At 32.5% G+C, this 15975-nt stretch carries 15 protein-coding genes; 6 read left to right on the top strand and 9 right to left on the bottom strand.

Going from position 1 to position 15975, the window contains the following annotated elements:
• Positions 1–164: 164 nt before the first annotated feature.
• Together cobU and OLM54_RS11940 are read right to left on the bottom strand one after the other, a co-directional pair.
• Positions 165–674: a bifunctional adenosylcobinamide kinase/adenosylcobinamide-phosphate guanylyltransferase gene (cobU, locus tag OLM54_RS11945; protein ID WP_264534851.1), complete on the bottom strand. Its 510-nt coding sequence runs from the start codon at positions 672–674 to the stop codon at positions 165–167.
• Between the two features lie 177 nt (positions 675–851).
• Entirely contained in the window at positions 852–1055 is a 204-nt protein-coding gene (locus OLM54_RS11940) for a DUF5522 domain-containing protein (RefSeq protein ID WP_264534850.1), read from the bottom strand.
• Positions 1056–1395: 340 nt separating this feature from the next.
• Between OLM54_RS11940 and OLM54_RS11935 the strand changes: the two genes are divergently transcribed.
• The 3 genes from OLM54_RS11935 (at position 1396) to OLM54_RS11925 (ending at position 4453) form a co-directional block, all read left to right on the top strand.
• On the top strand, positions 1396–2538 hold the full coding sequence (locus OLM54_RS11935) for an ABC transporter substrate-binding protein (protein ID WP_264534849.1): 1143 nt from the start codon (positions 1396–1398) through the stop codon (positions 2536–2538).
• Positions 2539–3567 (top strand): iron ABC transporter permease, encoded by a 1029-nt coding sequence (locus OLM54_RS11930; protein WP_264534848.1) that lies wholly within the window; start codon positions 2539–2541, stop codon positions 3565–3567. It abuts the gene before it with no gap.
• A gap of 109 nt (positions 3568–3676) precedes the next feature.
• The gene (locus tag OLM54_RS11925) at positions 3677–4453 is read left to right on the top strand and encodes an ABC transporter ATP-binding protein (RefSeq protein ID WP_264534847.1); all 777 of its coding nucleotides are present in this window, start codon (positions 3677–3679) and stop codon (positions 4451–4453) included.
• A gap of 171 nt (positions 4454–4624) precedes the next feature.
• On the opposite strand, the gene OLM54_RS11920 is transcribed toward OLM54_RS11925, so the two are convergent.
• Together OLM54_RS11920 and OLM54_RS11915 are read right to left on the bottom strand one after the other, a co-directional pair.
• Complete coding sequence (locus tag OLM54_RS11920) at positions 4625–5083, bottom strand: tRNA (cytidine(34)-2'-O)-methyltransferase (protein ID WP_264534846.1); 459 nt, start codon at positions 5081–5083, stop codon at positions 4625–4627.
• A 78-nt stretch (positions 5084–5161) separates the two neighbouring features.
• Entirely contained in the window at positions 5162–5734 is a 573-nt protein-coding gene (locus OLM54_RS11915) for a pseudouridine synthase (RefSeq protein ID WP_264534845.1), read from the bottom strand.
• Between the two features lie 130 nt (positions 5735–5864).
• On the opposite strand from OLM54_RS11915, the gene OLM54_RS11910 reads away from it, so the two are divergent.
• Positions 5865–6242, top strand: coding sequence for a hypothetical protein (locus OLM54_RS11910; RefSeq protein WP_264534844.1), 378 nt, complete (start codon positions 5865–5867; stop codon positions 6240–6242).
• Positions 6243–6595: 353 nt separating this feature from the next.
• On the top strand, positions 6596–10009 hold the full coding sequence (locus tag OLM54_RS11905) for a T9SS-dependent choice-of-anchor J family protein (protein ID WP_264534843.1): 3414 nt from the start codon (positions 6596–6598) through the stop codon (positions 10007–10009).
• A 60-nt stretch (positions 10010–10069) separates the two neighbouring features.
• Here OLM54_RS11905 and OLM54_RS11900 read toward each other — a convergent pair whose 3' ends face one another.
• The 5 genes from OLM54_RS11900 to OLM54_RS11880 form a co-directional block, all read right to left on the bottom strand.
• Entirely contained in the window at positions 10070–10597 is a 528-nt protein-coding gene (locus OLM54_RS11900; protein ID WP_264534842.1) for a MepB family protein, read from the bottom strand.
• Between the two features lie 42 nt (positions 10598–10639).
• Positions 10640–12526 (bottom strand): hypothetical protein, encoded by a 1887-nt coding sequence (locus tag OLM54_RS11895; RefSeq protein WP_264534841.1) that lies wholly within the window; start codon positions 12524–12526, stop codon positions 10640–10642.
• Positions 12523–13038: an RNA polymerase sigma factor gene (locus OLM54_RS11890; RefSeq protein ID WP_264538561.1), complete on the bottom strand. Its 516-nt coding sequence runs from the start codon at positions 13036–13038 to the stop codon at positions 12523–12525. The genes OLM54_RS11895 and OLM54_RS11890 overlap by 4 nt, the downstream gene beginning before the upstream one ends.
• An 86-nt stretch (positions 13039–13124) precedes the next feature.
• The gene (locus OLM54_RS11885) at positions 13125–13523 is read right to left on the bottom strand and encodes a hypothetical protein (protein ID WP_264534840.1); all 399 of its coding nucleotides are present in this window, start codon (positions 13521–13523) and stop codon (positions 13125–13127) included.
• A 7-nt stretch (positions 13524–13530) separates the two neighbouring features.
• Positions 13531–14388, bottom strand: a complete 858-nt coding sequence (locus OLM54_RS11880) for a protease complex subunit PrcB family protein (RefSeq protein WP_264534839.1) — start codon at positions 14386–14388, stop codon at positions 13531–13533.
• Between the two features lie 202 nt (positions 14389–14590).
• Between OLM54_RS11880 and rmuC the strand changes: the two genes are divergently transcribed.
• Positions 14591–15964 (top strand): DNA recombination protein RmuC, encoded by a 1374-nt coding sequence (rmuC, locus tag OLM54_RS11875; RefSeq protein WP_264534838.1) that lies wholly within the window; start codon positions 14591–14593, stop codon positions 15962–15964.
• Positions 15965–15975: the final 11 nt, after the last annotated feature.

Here is a 15975-nt window from a genome sequence, read left to right as displayed (position 1 = left end):
GCTTCAAAATTAATTTCAGTAAATCGAAAATGAAATTAAAATAGTATCATTTGAAGTTATGTAAAGTTAAGGCAGCGTTTTGGAATTTTACTATTGAAATTTCTTTATTATTGATTTTTGTAATTGCTATTGATTTTTGTAATTGACATTGAACTTTGCAATTGTTAACCTTTAATTTTAACCGGAATTCCGGAAACCATCAACACAACTTCATCTGCTTTTGAAGCCAGAAACTGATTCATCCAGCCTTGTAATTCTGTAAATTTTCTGCCAATATGAGTTTCTGCATGAACGCCCATTCCTATTTCATTTGTAACGATAATCAGTGTTACATTCTTCTGATCTGCAATCGAAAGAAATTCCCTTTTTACTTCTTCCAGACTAAGGTTTACATCATTATCAGTGTCAACAAAAAAGTTGGTCAGCCAAAGCGTAACGCAATCAATCAATACTGTTTTTCCTGAAAAATCAAGTTCGCTAAAATATTTATCATTTTCAATATTAGTCCAGCGTTCATCACGTTCTTGTTTGTGTCGGTTAATTCTATGCTGAAAATCATCGTCCCACTTTCTGGCTGTTGCAACATAAATTGGAGAATTTGAAAGCTGCAAAGCCAAACTTTGTGCATAACTGCTTTTTCCTGATCGTTCGCCGCCGGTAATTAAGTAAATCATTTTTAATTTTTAATTTTGAGTTTTGAGTTATGAATTATAATGGCGTTCCCTACGGTCGGGCTATCCACTATATCTTTTATTTTTTTAAAGAAAAAAAATAAAAGGATATCGTTTCTATCCCTAACGCAAAAGACCAATTGAATTTTTAAGAAGTAAAGTACAATTTATAATTAACAATTATTGATAAGGGCAATGCCGACATTTGTTTTCGCAGCAAGTTCCTCTTTTTAGATGAAACCAGGCTGTAAAAACATAATTGCCATTTTCGATATAATAATCAATATCTTCAATTAGTTTTTCGGTTTTTGGTAAAGATAAGGCTTTATTTTGGAGTGCTTTTTGAGGCGTCATTGTTTCTATATACGCATCAATTTTGTCCATACAAGCTTCTTTAAAACACGAAGGACAAAGGCAATCGCCTCCTTCAGAAAGATTGAAAATAGGAGGGTACTCATTACACCAACATTTGTTTTCAACAGAAATATCTCCGCAACTAAATCCAGAGTCGCAACTAGAGCAAATTTTGGTTTTTGTGGTATTCATATATAAGGTAAAAGATAAATTTGGTTTTTGTAAGAATAAAGGTAAATAAAAAATTTATAAATTACGCTACCTTTGTCGTTATTGAAAACGCAATTATCAAATCATATCATCTGAAATCACTGATGATGATGCTGAAAAATAGCGATACAGAGTCTCTAAAAGCAATATGACCTACAATATGAAACATTTATTCTCTAAATTTATTTTTGTTTTATCTTTTTTTCTTCTGGTTGGATGTAAAAAAAATGAAACAACAGAGCTTGTAAAATCTGAAATTCCACAAAATAGTATCGAGTTTGCTTCGGGACTTTCGATTGTAAAACACGACGGTTATTCTGTCGTTACAGTTACAGATCCCTGGCCGGATGCAAATGCAAAATTCACTTATATTTTAAAAGAAAAAGAAGCTAAAGTACCGGATAGTCTGCAAAAATATACCACTATAAAAGTGCCTTTAGAATCTGTTGTTGTAACATCGACAACAAATATTCCGTTTTTGGAAATGCTTGATGTTGAAGATAAATTAGTTGGTTTTCCCCACACCGATTATATTTCTTCAGAAAGAACAAGAGCCCTGATCGATAAAGGTTTAGTTAAAAATGTAGGACAAAACGAAAAATTAAATATTGAACAATTAATAGAATTATCACCGGATTTGATTGTTACTTTTGGTGTTGACAACAACAATGCAATGTTGGATAATTTGAAAAAAAGCGGTTTAAATGTTTTTATTCAGGCTGATTGGATGGAACAATCACCTCTTGGAAAAGCAGAATGGATTAAACTTTACGGAGCCTTATTTGGTAAAGAAGACAAAGCAAAGGAATTGTTTGATAAAATTGTTGAAAGCTACAATCAGGCGAAAAAATTAGTGGCTGATAAACCTGCCGCTTCAACAGTTTTATATGGCTCTATGTACGAAGATGTTTGGTATGTAGCAAAAGGAAATAGCTGGGTTGCACAATTTATGAATGATGCTCACGCCAATTATTTATGGGCAGATTTAAAAGGAACAGGAAGCGAAGGTTTGTCTTTTGAAAAAGTACTGGTTAAAGCCAAAACGGCTAATTTCTGGATCGCTTCAGGTTCGTTTAAAACGTTAGACGAATTCGGGAAAAGCAATCCGCATTATACACAATTTGACGCTTTTACTTCAAAAAATGTATACACTTTTGAAGGCAAATTTGGAGCAACCGGCGGAACAGTTTATTACGAATTGGCACCAAGCCGTCCGGATTTAGTGCTGAAAGATTTCATTAAGATTTTTCATCCTGATTTATTGCCAAGTTATGAGTTTACTTTCGCCTCTAAATTAAATTAATTGATAAATTCAAAGCGCAATATAATCCTGTTTTCTGTACTTGGTTTAGCACTTTTATTTATGTTTTTTCTGGACATAAGTTTGGGCTCCATTACCATTCCGTTCAAAGAAGTTTACACCAGTTTAACAGGCGGTCAGGCCAGTAAATCAACCTGGGAATATATTATCATTAACTATCGTTTGCCAAAAGCGATAACAGCCTTTTTGGTTGGCGTGGGATTATCGATAAGCGGTTTGCTCATGCAGACATTATTCAGGAATCCGTTAGCAGGTCCAGATGTTTTAGGTTTAACATCCGGAGCAATTTTAGCGGTTGCCATTGTTATTTTGGGCGCAGGATTTTTGCCGGTATTTTTAAAAACTATTTTACTATCACCATACGGAATCGTCCTTGCATCAACATTAGGGAGTGTTTCGGTTTTATTATTGGTTTTGCTTGTAGCGCAGCGATTGCGAAATACAATGGCTATTTTAATTGTCGGACTTATGTTTGGCAGTTTTACAAGCGCCATTGTGGGCGTTTTAACCTATTTTAGTTCAGCAGAACAATTACAAAAATTTACCTTTTGGTCATTAGGAAGTCTTGGTAATCTTTCCTGGACATCGATTTCTGTTTTGGCAGTTTGTGTGGGTTTTGGTTTGCTTTTAAGTGCAGGAAGCATCAAACCTTTAAACGCATTACTTTTAGGTGAAAATTATGCTAAAAGCATGGGTTTGAATTATAAAAAAGCACAGCTAATTATCATATTTGCAACAAGTATTCTGGCAGGAAGTATAACGGCTTTTACCGGCCCTATTGCTTTTATAGGTTTGGCGGTTCCGCATATTGCAAAGCTGACTTTTCAAACGAGTAATCACGCAGTTTTATATTGGAGCACGCTTTTTTATGGCGGAATAATTATGTTGTTTTGCGATATCGCTTCTCAATTACCGGGATTAGAAACCACGTTGCCAATTAATGCAATTACGTCTATAATTGGTGCGCCGGTTGTAGTTTGGCTATTAATGCGAAAAAGAAATTTTCAGTAAATTTATCTGCCACAGATTACACAAATTCTCACAGATTATAAAATCAATTCAATCTTATAATCTGTGGCAAAAAAAACTTAGCAACTTAGTATCTCAGCAACTTTTAAAAATGATAAATATTTTAAAAACTTCAAATTTAAACATTGGCTATAAGTCCAAGAAAGCAACTGTGACTATTGCTGAAAATCTAAATTTGAATTTATTTTCAGGAAAACTTATTGCTTTGATTGGTGCCAACGGAATTGGGAAATCAACATTATTAAGAACCATTACGGGAATTCAACAGCCGTTATCAGGAAATGTTTTTCTAAATAATAAAAATATAAATACGTATAAACCATTAGAATTAGCTCAAAATCTAAGTTTGGTTTTAACCGAAAAATTACCGCCAAGCAATCTTTCTGTTTTTGAACTCGTTGCTTTAGGAAGACAGCCTTATACAAATTGGATTGGAACTTTAACAGAAACAGATATTGAGAAAGTTCACGAAGCAATGCAATTGACTCAAATCGAACATTTAGCTGCAAAAAGACATTACGAAATTAGCGACGGACAATTGCAAAAAGTTTTAATTGCCAGAGCTTTGGCGCAGGATACACCGCTTATTATTCTGGACGAACCTACAACGCATCTTGATTTATTACACAAAGTTTCGTTATTTAAATTGCTGAAAAAACTAACTGAGGAAACCCAAAAATGTATTTTGTTTTCGACACACGATATTGATTTGGCGATTCAGTTAAGTGATGAAATGATTATTATGACACCGGAAATGGTTGTTCAGGATGAACCTTGTAATTTAATTTCAAAAGGAAGTTTTGCAACTTTATTCAAAGATGAACATATTGTTTTTGATGCAGAAAAAGGGAAGTTTGTAATTAGTTAAAATGTTGAATCGGTTAATCGTTTATTTGTTTAAGCGATCCTGCAAGGTTTTCAAAACCTTGTAGGTATTTTTTAAGTATTCAAATGAAAATCTAGTTATACCTACAAGGTTAAAAAAACCTTGCAGGAAATCGGATTATAAGTGCGATTAAACATTTAAACAAATAAACGATTAAACTTTCTTCAACCCAATTTGCCTTTTAGCTTCGCCAACCACAAAAGCTACAGAATTTGCAATATTAAAACTGCGAATTAATTTTGACATCGGAATCGTTAAATGATTTTCAAAACGGGCTAAAACTTCTTTGCTTAAACCAACACTTTCTTTTCCGAAAACCAACCAGTCACCATCCTGAAAATCAGTTTCTAAATACGATTTTTCAGCATGAGAACTCATCAAAAAAACACGAGACAGATCAGGGATCTGTTGAATCCATTCTTCTATATTTTGATATTCGGTAACATCAAGATGTACCCAATAATCCAACCCCGAACGTTTCAGGTTTTTGTCATTAATTACAAATCCAAAAGGATGAATTAAATGCAGCCTGCTTTCGGTTCCTACACATAATCTCCCAATATTTCCGGTATTGTTTGGTATTTCCGGTTCTACAAGAACAACGTTTAGCATTATCGTTATTTGTTTATTCGTTTATTTGAAAATTCGGGAATTATCTAATTTTCAAATTGACACATTTTCTAATTCTAATTAATTCTCTAATTTAAAATCGGGAACTTCTACAACTTCTCCGGCTTTTAAGTTTTGCAAATATACATTTCCTATTCGAACACGAACCAATCTAAGAGTTGGAAAACCAACTGCAGCGGTCATTTTTCGAACCTGACGAAATTTGCCTTCATTTACAGTAATTGATGCCCACGAAGTTGGTCCGTGGCGTTCGTCTCTGATTTTTTTTGCTCTTGGTCCAAAATCAGGAATTTCTGTAACGATAAATGCAGAGCAGGGTTTTGTTTTGTATTTTCCGCCTTCGAAACCAATTTCAACACCTTTTTGTAATTGTTCAATTGCTTCGGGAGTTATAACGCCGTCTACCTGAACGTAATATTCCTTATCAACTTTTTTGCTTCTTATTTGTTCGCTTACTTTTCCGTCAGTAGTCAATAAAAGTAAACCTTCAGAATCTTCGTCAAGTCTGCCAATTGCCATTGTTCCTTCAGGAAAATCATTTAATTCGCCCAGAAGCTTTTTCTTTCTTTTTAATTCATATATAAATTGACTTAAATAACCGTAAGGTTTAAAAAGAATGAAGTGTTTGTGCATGCTGTATTTTTTATTTGCAAAGATAACTTTGTTTGAATAGTAAAACCAATTATCCAAAAGCAATGTTAAATGACTTATTTCTAAAATTTAAAATACGTAATATTAAGGTACTAATGCTAAAAATAATGCTATGGAAAATAATGATCTGGGTTCTAAAAAAATAAACGGAACACAAAAAAATATAGACGAATCTAAAGGAAAAAATATTTCTCACGATACAGAATTACATGAATCAGAACTTAAAAAAGAAGTTGTAACAGATTCTGATGGAAATAAAGAAGTTGTTGAAAGAGCCAGAAACGAAAATGAGGTTATAGATAAAGTTTCTGATAAGGTAAATACCAAAAATGCAAATGCAAATCGTGGTGTTGCCACAGAAGAAGAAGCAAAGAAAACGGTCGAAAACAAAGACAGAAATTCGGATGTTACGTCTAATCGTTATCCAAATTCGAATCCGGAAAGTCATAAAGACAGAGGAAATATGAAATTAGATGAAGATAATAAATAGTGAAAATGACTTGATTTACGTCATTTTATGACACTGCGATATAAGTATTTTCATATAGGTTTTAAAAAGCTATCTTGTCATGAGGTAGCTTTTTTTATGCATTATAGTTTTTTCAAAGAAATATAAAACTAAGATTTATTGTGTTAAAAAATAAATTCACGTTAATTCGTACAATAATATATAATCTCGCAAAGTCAATATTTATCTGTGAATAATTGAATTTAGATGTGAATAATTTAGTTTTTGTTATAATATGTTCATAAAACGAAAAGCAATAAGTTTAAGTTTTGACAATATTCTGTTAACTTTAAAGACTTTAAATTTGATTTCTAAAAACGCTATTTTTTAAACACATGAAAAACATCTACTCATTTCGCCACTTGCTGGCATTTTTAAGTTTTTTTTATTGCATTTCGGGAAGTCTTTTTGCCCAGACAATGCCAACAGCTAAATCTTTGCCTTATCAGCAGGATTTCTCGTTTGCTGCTACAATAACAGCATATCCGGATGGATTTCAAGGCTGGACAGCTGCTGTATTACCAGGTTCTACATATAATGTAAGCGGTACTATAGTTGCCGATAGACCTTTAGTAGCAAGTAGTACGGCAGCTACGAATAGTGGAAATTTTCATAATTACAATGGTAAAATTGGATTTTTGAATAATGGTTCTCTTGATTTGGCAATTGGATTCGCTATCAACGCCACAAATCAGAAAGGTATTCAGGTTAAATATGATGCGATGACAATACGTAATCCTTATGGTACAGGAACAGGAACAGGATATTCAGATCGTATTAATGAAATGGCTTTAGAATATCGTGTTGGTACAACTGCAGCTTTTAAAGTATTATCAGAAACAGCTTATCAAAATAATGATATAGCACAGGTTACGGCTTTAATTATTCCTCAAAATCCCCAAACTATAACAGTTACATTGCCTTCAGAATGTGATAATCAGCCAATAGTTCAAATTAGATGGATTTCTAAGCAAAATTCAGGTGGAGGTTCTCGTCCTTCATTTGCAATTGATAATATTGATATTAGAAGTGATATTATAGCGCCTGTTAATGTTACAGGATATCCAAAGGCAGATAATATTTTATCTAATGGTTTTGATTTTATCAATAAAATAGATGAAATCGGGAAAACTTATTATGTACTGTTGGCATCAGGAAGTGCAGAACCAACAATTGCTCAAATAAAAGCAGGTCAGGATGCAACAGGAACTGCAGCTTTGCAATCTGGATTTTTAGATATCACTGATGCATCTCAGGAATATGTAAAAAGTTTTACAGGTTTAACACTTAATACTGCGTATTCTGTTTTCTCTATTTCTGAAGATTCTTACGGAAATGTTCAGTCAACAGTAAATAAAGTTGATGCTACAACGTCAAATGTTGCAATTCCATCTTTAACAACAACAGTTTCTTCACTTGATTTAGGTATTTCAGAAGCAAATTATAGTTCAGAGAATTTAAGTTATCAAATACAAGCATCAAATCTTACTAATGATGTAGTTGTAAGTTCTTCTTTGTCAAATTTTACTATATCTAAAGATAACAGCATATTTGCATCTTCTTTAACGTTTACTCCAGCTGATTTAGCAACGGCGCAAACCGTTTATGTTCGATTTACACCAGATGCAACAAGTAATTTTTCAGGACAAATTAGTCATGAATCAAATGGTGCAACAACTAAAATTGTTACGTTATCAGGAATTGGAATTAATCCGTATGCACAAGGATTTGATGATGTAAATGTTTTAGCAAATAGCGGATGGACTCAATATAATGTTGCAGGTACTTTAAATAAATGGTCACAAACAACTATTGCCAGAAATATAAAGTTAGGAACCGGAGCCGTTTTAGTGAACGGCTATTCTGATAGCGGAGCCAGTAAAGACTGGTTAATTTCTCCAAGATTACGTTTAAATAATTTCACTCAATTTCCGGTACTGTCTTTTTATTCTCGTAAGTTTTACAATGGACCAAGTTTAAAATTAATGGTTTCTACTGATTATGATGGAAAAAGTAATCCGGAGACTGCTACATGGACAGAAATAAATGGAAATTTTCCAACAGTAACAGATACTTATGTTCAATCACAATTTATTGGTTTAGACGCCTATAAAACAGATCATACCTATGTGGCATGGGTTTATGAAACTGCAAAAGGAGGAACAGATAATGCAGCAGAATGGTCAATAGATGTAATTGCTATTACAAATGATGCAGGTTATGTAACTTCTAATCCTGTTTTAGATTTTGGAGTTGTAAATGAAAGTACAATATCTACGAGTCAGTTTTTTGCTTTTAAAGCAGGAGGTTATGGCGATATTACACTTACAGCTCCTGCAGATTATCAATTGTCTTTGGATAATAGTACATTTCAATCCAGTATAATTGTTAGTGAAGCAGATGCATTAGCAGGAAAAACACTTTATGCAAGATTTACACCTTCATCAAAAAAAATAAAAATTTCCGGAACTGTAACGGTTACCGGTACAGGTTTAAACAAACAAATTGGTTCACTTACAGGTTCTTCTTTACCAAAAGCAGATACTTTTGATATTGTAACTTATAATTTAGAGTTTTTTGGTACAGATGTAAAAGGATCAGACGGAGTTGAATTTGGTCCAACGGATGATGTTTTACAAAGGCAGAATGTTGCCAAGGTAATGAACAAATTAGATGCCGACGTTTATGTTGTTCAGGAAGTTTCTGATGAAGCGGCTTTGGATGATTTAATTAAAGATATAAGTATTAACGGAAAAACATTTGATAAAACAATTTCAACATCATGGTCTTATTCATTTGATGCACCAGACCCAAAATTTCCACCGCAAAAATTAGTTGTACTTTATAATACACAAACAACAACAGTAAAAAATACTCGTGTAATGTTTAAGAATTTCTATGATCAGATACTTGCCGGAACTCCAAATTTATTGCCGGGTTATCCAGATACTCAGAAAAGCTTTTTTGCATCAGGACGTTTGCCTTACATGGTACAAATAGAAACCAATGTTGGCGGAGTAAAGAAAACACTTAATCTTGTTGATATTCACGCTCGTGCAAATAGCGGAACTGATATTGGTAAATACAACATGCGTAAATACGATGCCCAGGTATTAAAAGACAGTTTGGATCAATATTATCCAAATTCTAATTTAATCATTTTAGGAGATTACAATGATGATGTAAAAGCATCTGTTATTACACCAAATCCTTCTTCTTATAAAATGTTTGTAGATGATACTGCAAATTATAATGCACTTACTTTAGGTATTAGTCAGGCAGGAGCTTTTAGTTATTTAAGTTCAAGCGGATTCTTAGATCATATTATGATTTCAAACGAATTGAATGATCAGTACATAGAAAATTCAATTGCAGTTTATGATCCTCGTGCTGATATTGCAAATTATACCAATACAACTTCTGATCACGGACCGGTAATTGCCCGTTTTGAATTAAAGGCCAATTTATCAACAATTGATTTTGAGTCTAAAAATGGTTTTGCAAATGCATATCCAAATCCCGCAACAGATGTTGTAAATATTGTAGTAAAAACTGCTGATGATAAAAACTTAAAGCTAAGACTTTATGATATATCAGGACGTTTGGTTGGAGGCCCAATCGAAATAAAAGCAACTCAGGAAAGTAATACTACAGCGGTTCAGGTTAGTAATTTAAGAACCGGAATCTACGTTTATACCTTAACAGAAAACAATAAAGTTGTTTTTAAAGATAAGATCATAAAAAAATAATTATAATATAATAACCAGTACTAAAAAAGGCTGTCTGAATTTCAGACAGCCTTTTTGTATTTAAATAAACAGCAACTTTTTAATTTTATTAAGATTTGTGTTTGGTATAATTTCATAAAAATATTCCAATTGCCATTGCTGCGTTTTTTGAGCCTGTTTGCTCGAAGTTTCATCCCACGGCGGATATACTCTTGTGGCTCGTATGCCTTCTTTTGCAGCGGTTGAGAAAATCCCTTTTTGTAATAAAACGGACTTCGGAAAAATAAACTGACCAAATAAATCGTTTTTTCGAACACTTACAATGACAAAATCAATTGCATCAGAAAAATCAAAAGGTTCAATAATTCCGGCTTTATTTCGTTTCCATAAAGTAACAAACTGCCCCGTTTTTGTTGGCGTTATTTTGGCAGATCTAAACTTAATATTGTAATTGTTAATTTGAAAATTGTATGCATTATAATCCTGACTTTCTGCCTCTGGTTGAGGTTCAGTGCATTCAAAATCGCAACAATCATAAACCAGTTCTTTGGCAATAATTAAATCTTGAGGTAATAGTTTTGAATTGGTCCAATTGTTTTTGATTGCCATTTTTTGCTGCTATTTTTCTTGAAAAGTACAACAAAAACAGTTTTAAAATGAAACATTCAAACCAAAATTCAATCCCCATTGAAATTGATTAAAAGATTGTTCGTTTAAAGGATTTATATAATAATTCATAGCAGGTTCTACAAAAACATTTGTCTTTTTGTAAATACGATATTGTATCGTACTGCTTAATAATGAACCATACACATAATCATTTGCACCTGTGTTTTCGCCAATAGAATTGCCATTTAAAGCCATATTATTAGAAATTAATTTCCCTACAAAACCACCGGTATTTAAACTGATATTGGTTTTGTTTCTATTAAAAACAGAGTACGAAACTTCTAAAGGTACTTCAAGATATCTTAAACTCTGATCTAATTTTCCGCTTTCTACATTATCACTTTTTAATGCCATTATTGTGTTTTTAGGCACAAATACATAACTGGAATTATCAGTAATTGGCGCAGCCGCTACCGTTGCATTCTGATTAAAATAATCACTTGAAGTCAAAAAAGCATTTGTTGTTCTCATATAAGAAACATTGGCAATACTTTGACCCAATTCGTTAAATTTTACTCCGGAACTTACAGCCCATTTTTTATTGATTTTATATTTCGTTTTTACACCGTAACTGTTACTTTGTTTTGAGTCATTTACGCTGCCTAACGTTTTTTCATTTTTATAATTTTCAGAATTGGCAACTCCGGCAAAAACTTCTAAAGCCCATTTTTCATTTTTAGCAATAGCTTTGTCCTTCGCCTCTTTCTCTTTTTTGGTTTCAGGCGTTACCGCTACAATACCTTTTTCTAAATTTTGAAGTTCAGCTAATTGAACAGAATCCTGTTTACTCAAAGCGTCACCAAATCTCGAACTGCTTTTTTGATTACTGGCAAAAGCTTTTTCGTTTGTTATAGTTTCGTTTTTAAACTCTTTTTTAGAATCATTCGTTCTGTTTTGATTGTTAGTCGAATTCGAATTAGAAGAATTTAAAGCAAAGTTTGTGTTGTTTTTTGGATTTAGTTTTTCTTCAAAAATGGAAGTTGGTGTTTGATTTTCAGAACCGGAATTAACCGCATTTGTTTTATTCGGAACAAAAGATTTTTCGGCTACAGCCTGATTTGCTTTTGCGTTTTTAGCATTAAATAACGAATTTTCAGAACCGGAATTAACCGCATTTGTTTTATTAGGAACTGAAGTTTTTTCGGCTACAGCCTGATTTGTTTTTGTGTTTTCAGAATTTGGTATCTGATATTTAGAAGACGAATTAAATGTTTTTTCATTATTCGGAACAAAAGATTTTCCGGCTACAGCCTTATTTGAATTTCTTTTCTCAGAGTTTAATGTTTCAGCCTTAGAAGCGGTATTAAATCCATTGTCATTATTTGGGGCAAATGATTTTTCGGCTACAGCCTGATTTGGTTTATGTACTTCTAAATTTGATTTTACATTTAAAACGCCTTCTTTATTGCCTTTGTTTTTAGAATTTATATCAGTAACTGTTGTTTTTTGATCTTGATTGATTTGTGAAGGATCTAATGCGTTTTTTGTTTCTTTATCAGATGAATTTCTAAGTACAATAGCGTTTTCACCGCTATTTATTTTGTTTACAGTTTCGTTTTGGATGTTGTTTTCTTCAGTACTTCTGGTTTTCAAATCATCTGATTCTGTTTTTTTGTCATCCAGAACAACGTTATTTTTTTCAGAGCTCGTATCTATAGTTTTAATTCCTGAATCAGAATTAAAATGTAAAACAGTTGGCAGCATTAATCCTAATAATAAGCATGCGGCAGCAGACCACCAAAGAATCGCTCTTTTTTTCTTTTTTGGTTTGTTTAGTTTCTCTTCAATTTTACCCCATAATTCAGGGGGCGGAACACTTGAAAAGTTTTCCATTGATGAAAAAATATCTTCTATATTTTGCTTTTTCATGCTGTCTTAAAATTTTTTATGCTCAAAATTCTCTTTTGCAAAATGCGCTTGGCCCTGTTTAAATTTGATTTGGATGTTCCTTCTGAAATCTTTAATAATTCGGCTATTTCCTTGTGTTTCATCTTTTCAAAAACATAAAGGTTAAAAACCGTCCTGTATTGATCGGGTAAATCCCGAATAAATTCTAAGAGTTTTTCTTGTTCTATTGGAGCAATATCCAACTCTTGTTCTTCAATAAAATCAGTGTCAGGATCAAAAACATCCAGAAAAAAACTTTCTTTTTTCTTTTTATTTAAAGTTTCGATGAGTTTGTTTACAAAAATTCGCTTCATCCAGCCTTCAAAACTTCCTTCAAATTTAAATTGATCTATTTTTTGAAAAACAATAACAAACGCTTCCTGAAAAACGTCTTTTGCATCGTCTTCATTTTTCATATATTTTAAGCATATGCCATACAAAACCGGAGAGAACAACTGATAAATTTTCAGTTGTCCCTCTCGTTCATTTTGCATGCATTGGCGAATATATTTCTCTAAATCGTCTTTCAAAAAGTGGTTAAATTTGTTTTGGCAAAATTAGCTTTTTTTCACTCATTAAACTATCTCTTATAAATTGTGCGGGTAGCGTCTGAGTTATTGCTTAAAATGGTTAGATTTTGATTATCAAGCTTTTCTATTACATAAGTTTTACCTTCAAATGTAATAAGGTCATGTTCTAAGTTGTCAGAAACACCAAGCCCTTTTCCAATTTCATAAGAACTATTTCTAATCTCTACGTTGTTTTTATAAGTGATAACTCTGCCATCAGGAGTAAAAACCACCTTTTTACTGTAGCCACTGGTTTTTGGTGTCGCAGTATAAGGATTGTTGGTTCCGCCAATTGATTTTTCCCAAATCCATGTATTCACGATCGAGTCAGAATTTACGGTTGTTTTTTCTGTAGAGCAAAAACTGGAAAAAAGAGAAAATGCGATAAAAAACAATAAAAATCTTTTCATGACTTAATTATTTTAAACTTGTAATTTTATCCTGAATCGATTTTTTGAAAAGTTTTACGGCTGAACTTTGATCTTCGGTGTCATTATTATCGATATAAATTTTTGTAATAGTTCCCGCCTGGCGAAGTTGGAAATAAACGCCGCCCTGACCTGCAGCATCCGGAGTACCGTACGTTTTAGTTTGTCCTTTAATAGTCAAAATATCCTGAGGAACAATTGCTAAAAACGAAGTATATTCATTTCTTTTTGTTACGTTAGTGTATTTGTATTGTTCAAAACTATAACTGTCAGCAGCAACATCCTGAAATTTAAGAATGTTAAAATCATTTAGCTGAAAAAAGTTACGTGTAGTTCCAATGTTTCCAATTATAATATTATCCGGAGACTCCGTAGTTCTGTTAAAGATAATTGGTTTTGAAGTTACAGGAATCAAAATAAAATCGGAAGGATACGTTGGTGTTTGCGATATTTGTTCTCCGGCTTGTGGACTTTTTTCATAAAAATTAATCACAATTTCACACATATTTTCTACCATAGAAGTCATTTTTATTTCATAACCACTTGTTGGTTTAACTCCGGCAAAAATTCCAACTAAATAATTTTTAGTAAAATCGATATTAGGATCAGTCGCTACAGGACAAGTATTGGCATGTTTTGTAAAATTTGCATCTAAATCAGTTTGTGTTTTTACCAGGACAGCAAGCGGATTATTAGGCAAAGTTTTTACACTATAATTACATAAAAGAGGAAATCCTGTAAAAGGTACAACTACATCAGTTCCGCAATCTGTATTAAAATCGTCGTTGTTAAGAGAGCAGGCACTAATCCCAAAGGCTATAAATAAGCCAAGCATTAATTTTTTCATGATCATTTTTTAATAGGTTATATTTAGTAGATAATCATCTTTTGAAAAGGTTGCGTAAAACAATATTTTTTGGATGTTAATTTTTTGGATAAAGGTTTAGAATGTTTGTTTAATTTTGAATTGATAATAATTCGTGAAATTTAAATTTTAAAATTCTGCACTACGTATTATTGCGTAATTTTACTTAAAAAATAACTGGCTTATGTTCGACTTTCTTCCGTTTATATTGGTTTTTATAATTGCATTGCTGCTGGGTATTTACTTAGGAAGAATGTTGTTTTCGGCTAAATTTCAATCGGAGAAAGTAAGTTTAGAAGAAAGATTGAATTCGAATGTAAATCAGTTTCAATTGCAGAAGGAACAATTTGAAAATGACAAGAAAAACTTCGAAAAACAATTGTTGCAAACTAATCTGGAGAAAGAAAATATTCGAACAGAAAAAGACAGTTTAGCGATTCAGCTTTCAAAAAAAGAAGTAGATTTTGAAAATTTATGGGAACGTCATAAAGAACAAAAAGCAGAAATAACAGAACTTCAGGAAAAATTCACCAAAGAGTTTGAAAATTTAGCCAATAAAATTCTCGAAGAAAAATCGGCAAAATTTACAGAGCAAAATAGCGAAAACATGAAAAATATCCTGTTGCCTTTACAGGATAAAATTCATGTTTTTGAGCAAAAAGTAGATCAAACCCACAAAGAAAGCATCGATTACCATGCAGCTTTACGTCAGCAAATTATTGGTTTGAGCGAAATGAATGCCCAAATGAGCAAGGAAACGCTGAATTTAACTAAAGCATTAAAAGGAGACAGTAAAATGCAGGGAAATTGGGGCGAACTGGTTTTAGAACGTGTTCTTGAAAAATCAGGATTAGAAAAAGGACGTGAATACGAAGTACAGCAAAGTTTCACAAATACCGAAGGAAGTCGTGTTTTGCCAGATGTTGTAATCAATTTGCCCGATGGTAAAAAAATGATTGTCGATTCGAAAGTTTCATTGGTAGCGTATGAAAAATGGATCAACGAAGAATCTGAAATTCTTAAAATTGATTATTTAAGAGAACATGTACTTTCGATTAAAAGGCATGTAGAACAGCTTGGCAGTAAAAATTACCATGATTTATATCAAATTGAAAGTCCGGATTTTGTGTTGCTTTTTATTCCCATAGAACCCGCATTTGCCATTGCCTTAAACGAAGATTCTACCTTATATAACAGAGCATTCGATCGTAATATTGTAATTGTTACACCAACAACATTATTGGCCACTTTGCGAACTATTGATAGTATGTGGAGCAATCAGAAGCAACAGGAAAATGCGTTTGAAATTGCAAGACAAGCCGGAGCGTTATATGATAAATTTGAAGGTTTCGTAACTGATTTGGTGAAAATAGGAAACAAAATTAAAGATACGAAAACCGAATATGAAAATGCCATGAACAAACTTGTTGACGGAAAAGGAAATCTTATTTCAAGCGTAGAAAGATTAAAAAAAATGGGAGCAAAAGCAAAGAAATCGCTTCCTGAAAATATTATTACAAGAGCCTCAAATACAGACGAAAGTCAATCTTTAAATTAAACTTAACCAAA

The sequence above is a fragment of the Flavobacterium sp. N1736 genome (genome assembly GCF_025947065.1).
Classification (GTDB): domain Bacteria; phylum Bacteroidota; class Bacteroidia; order Flavobacteriales; family Flavobacteriaceae; genus Flavobacterium.
This window is presented reverse-complemented; position numbering and strand designations above follow the sequence as displayed.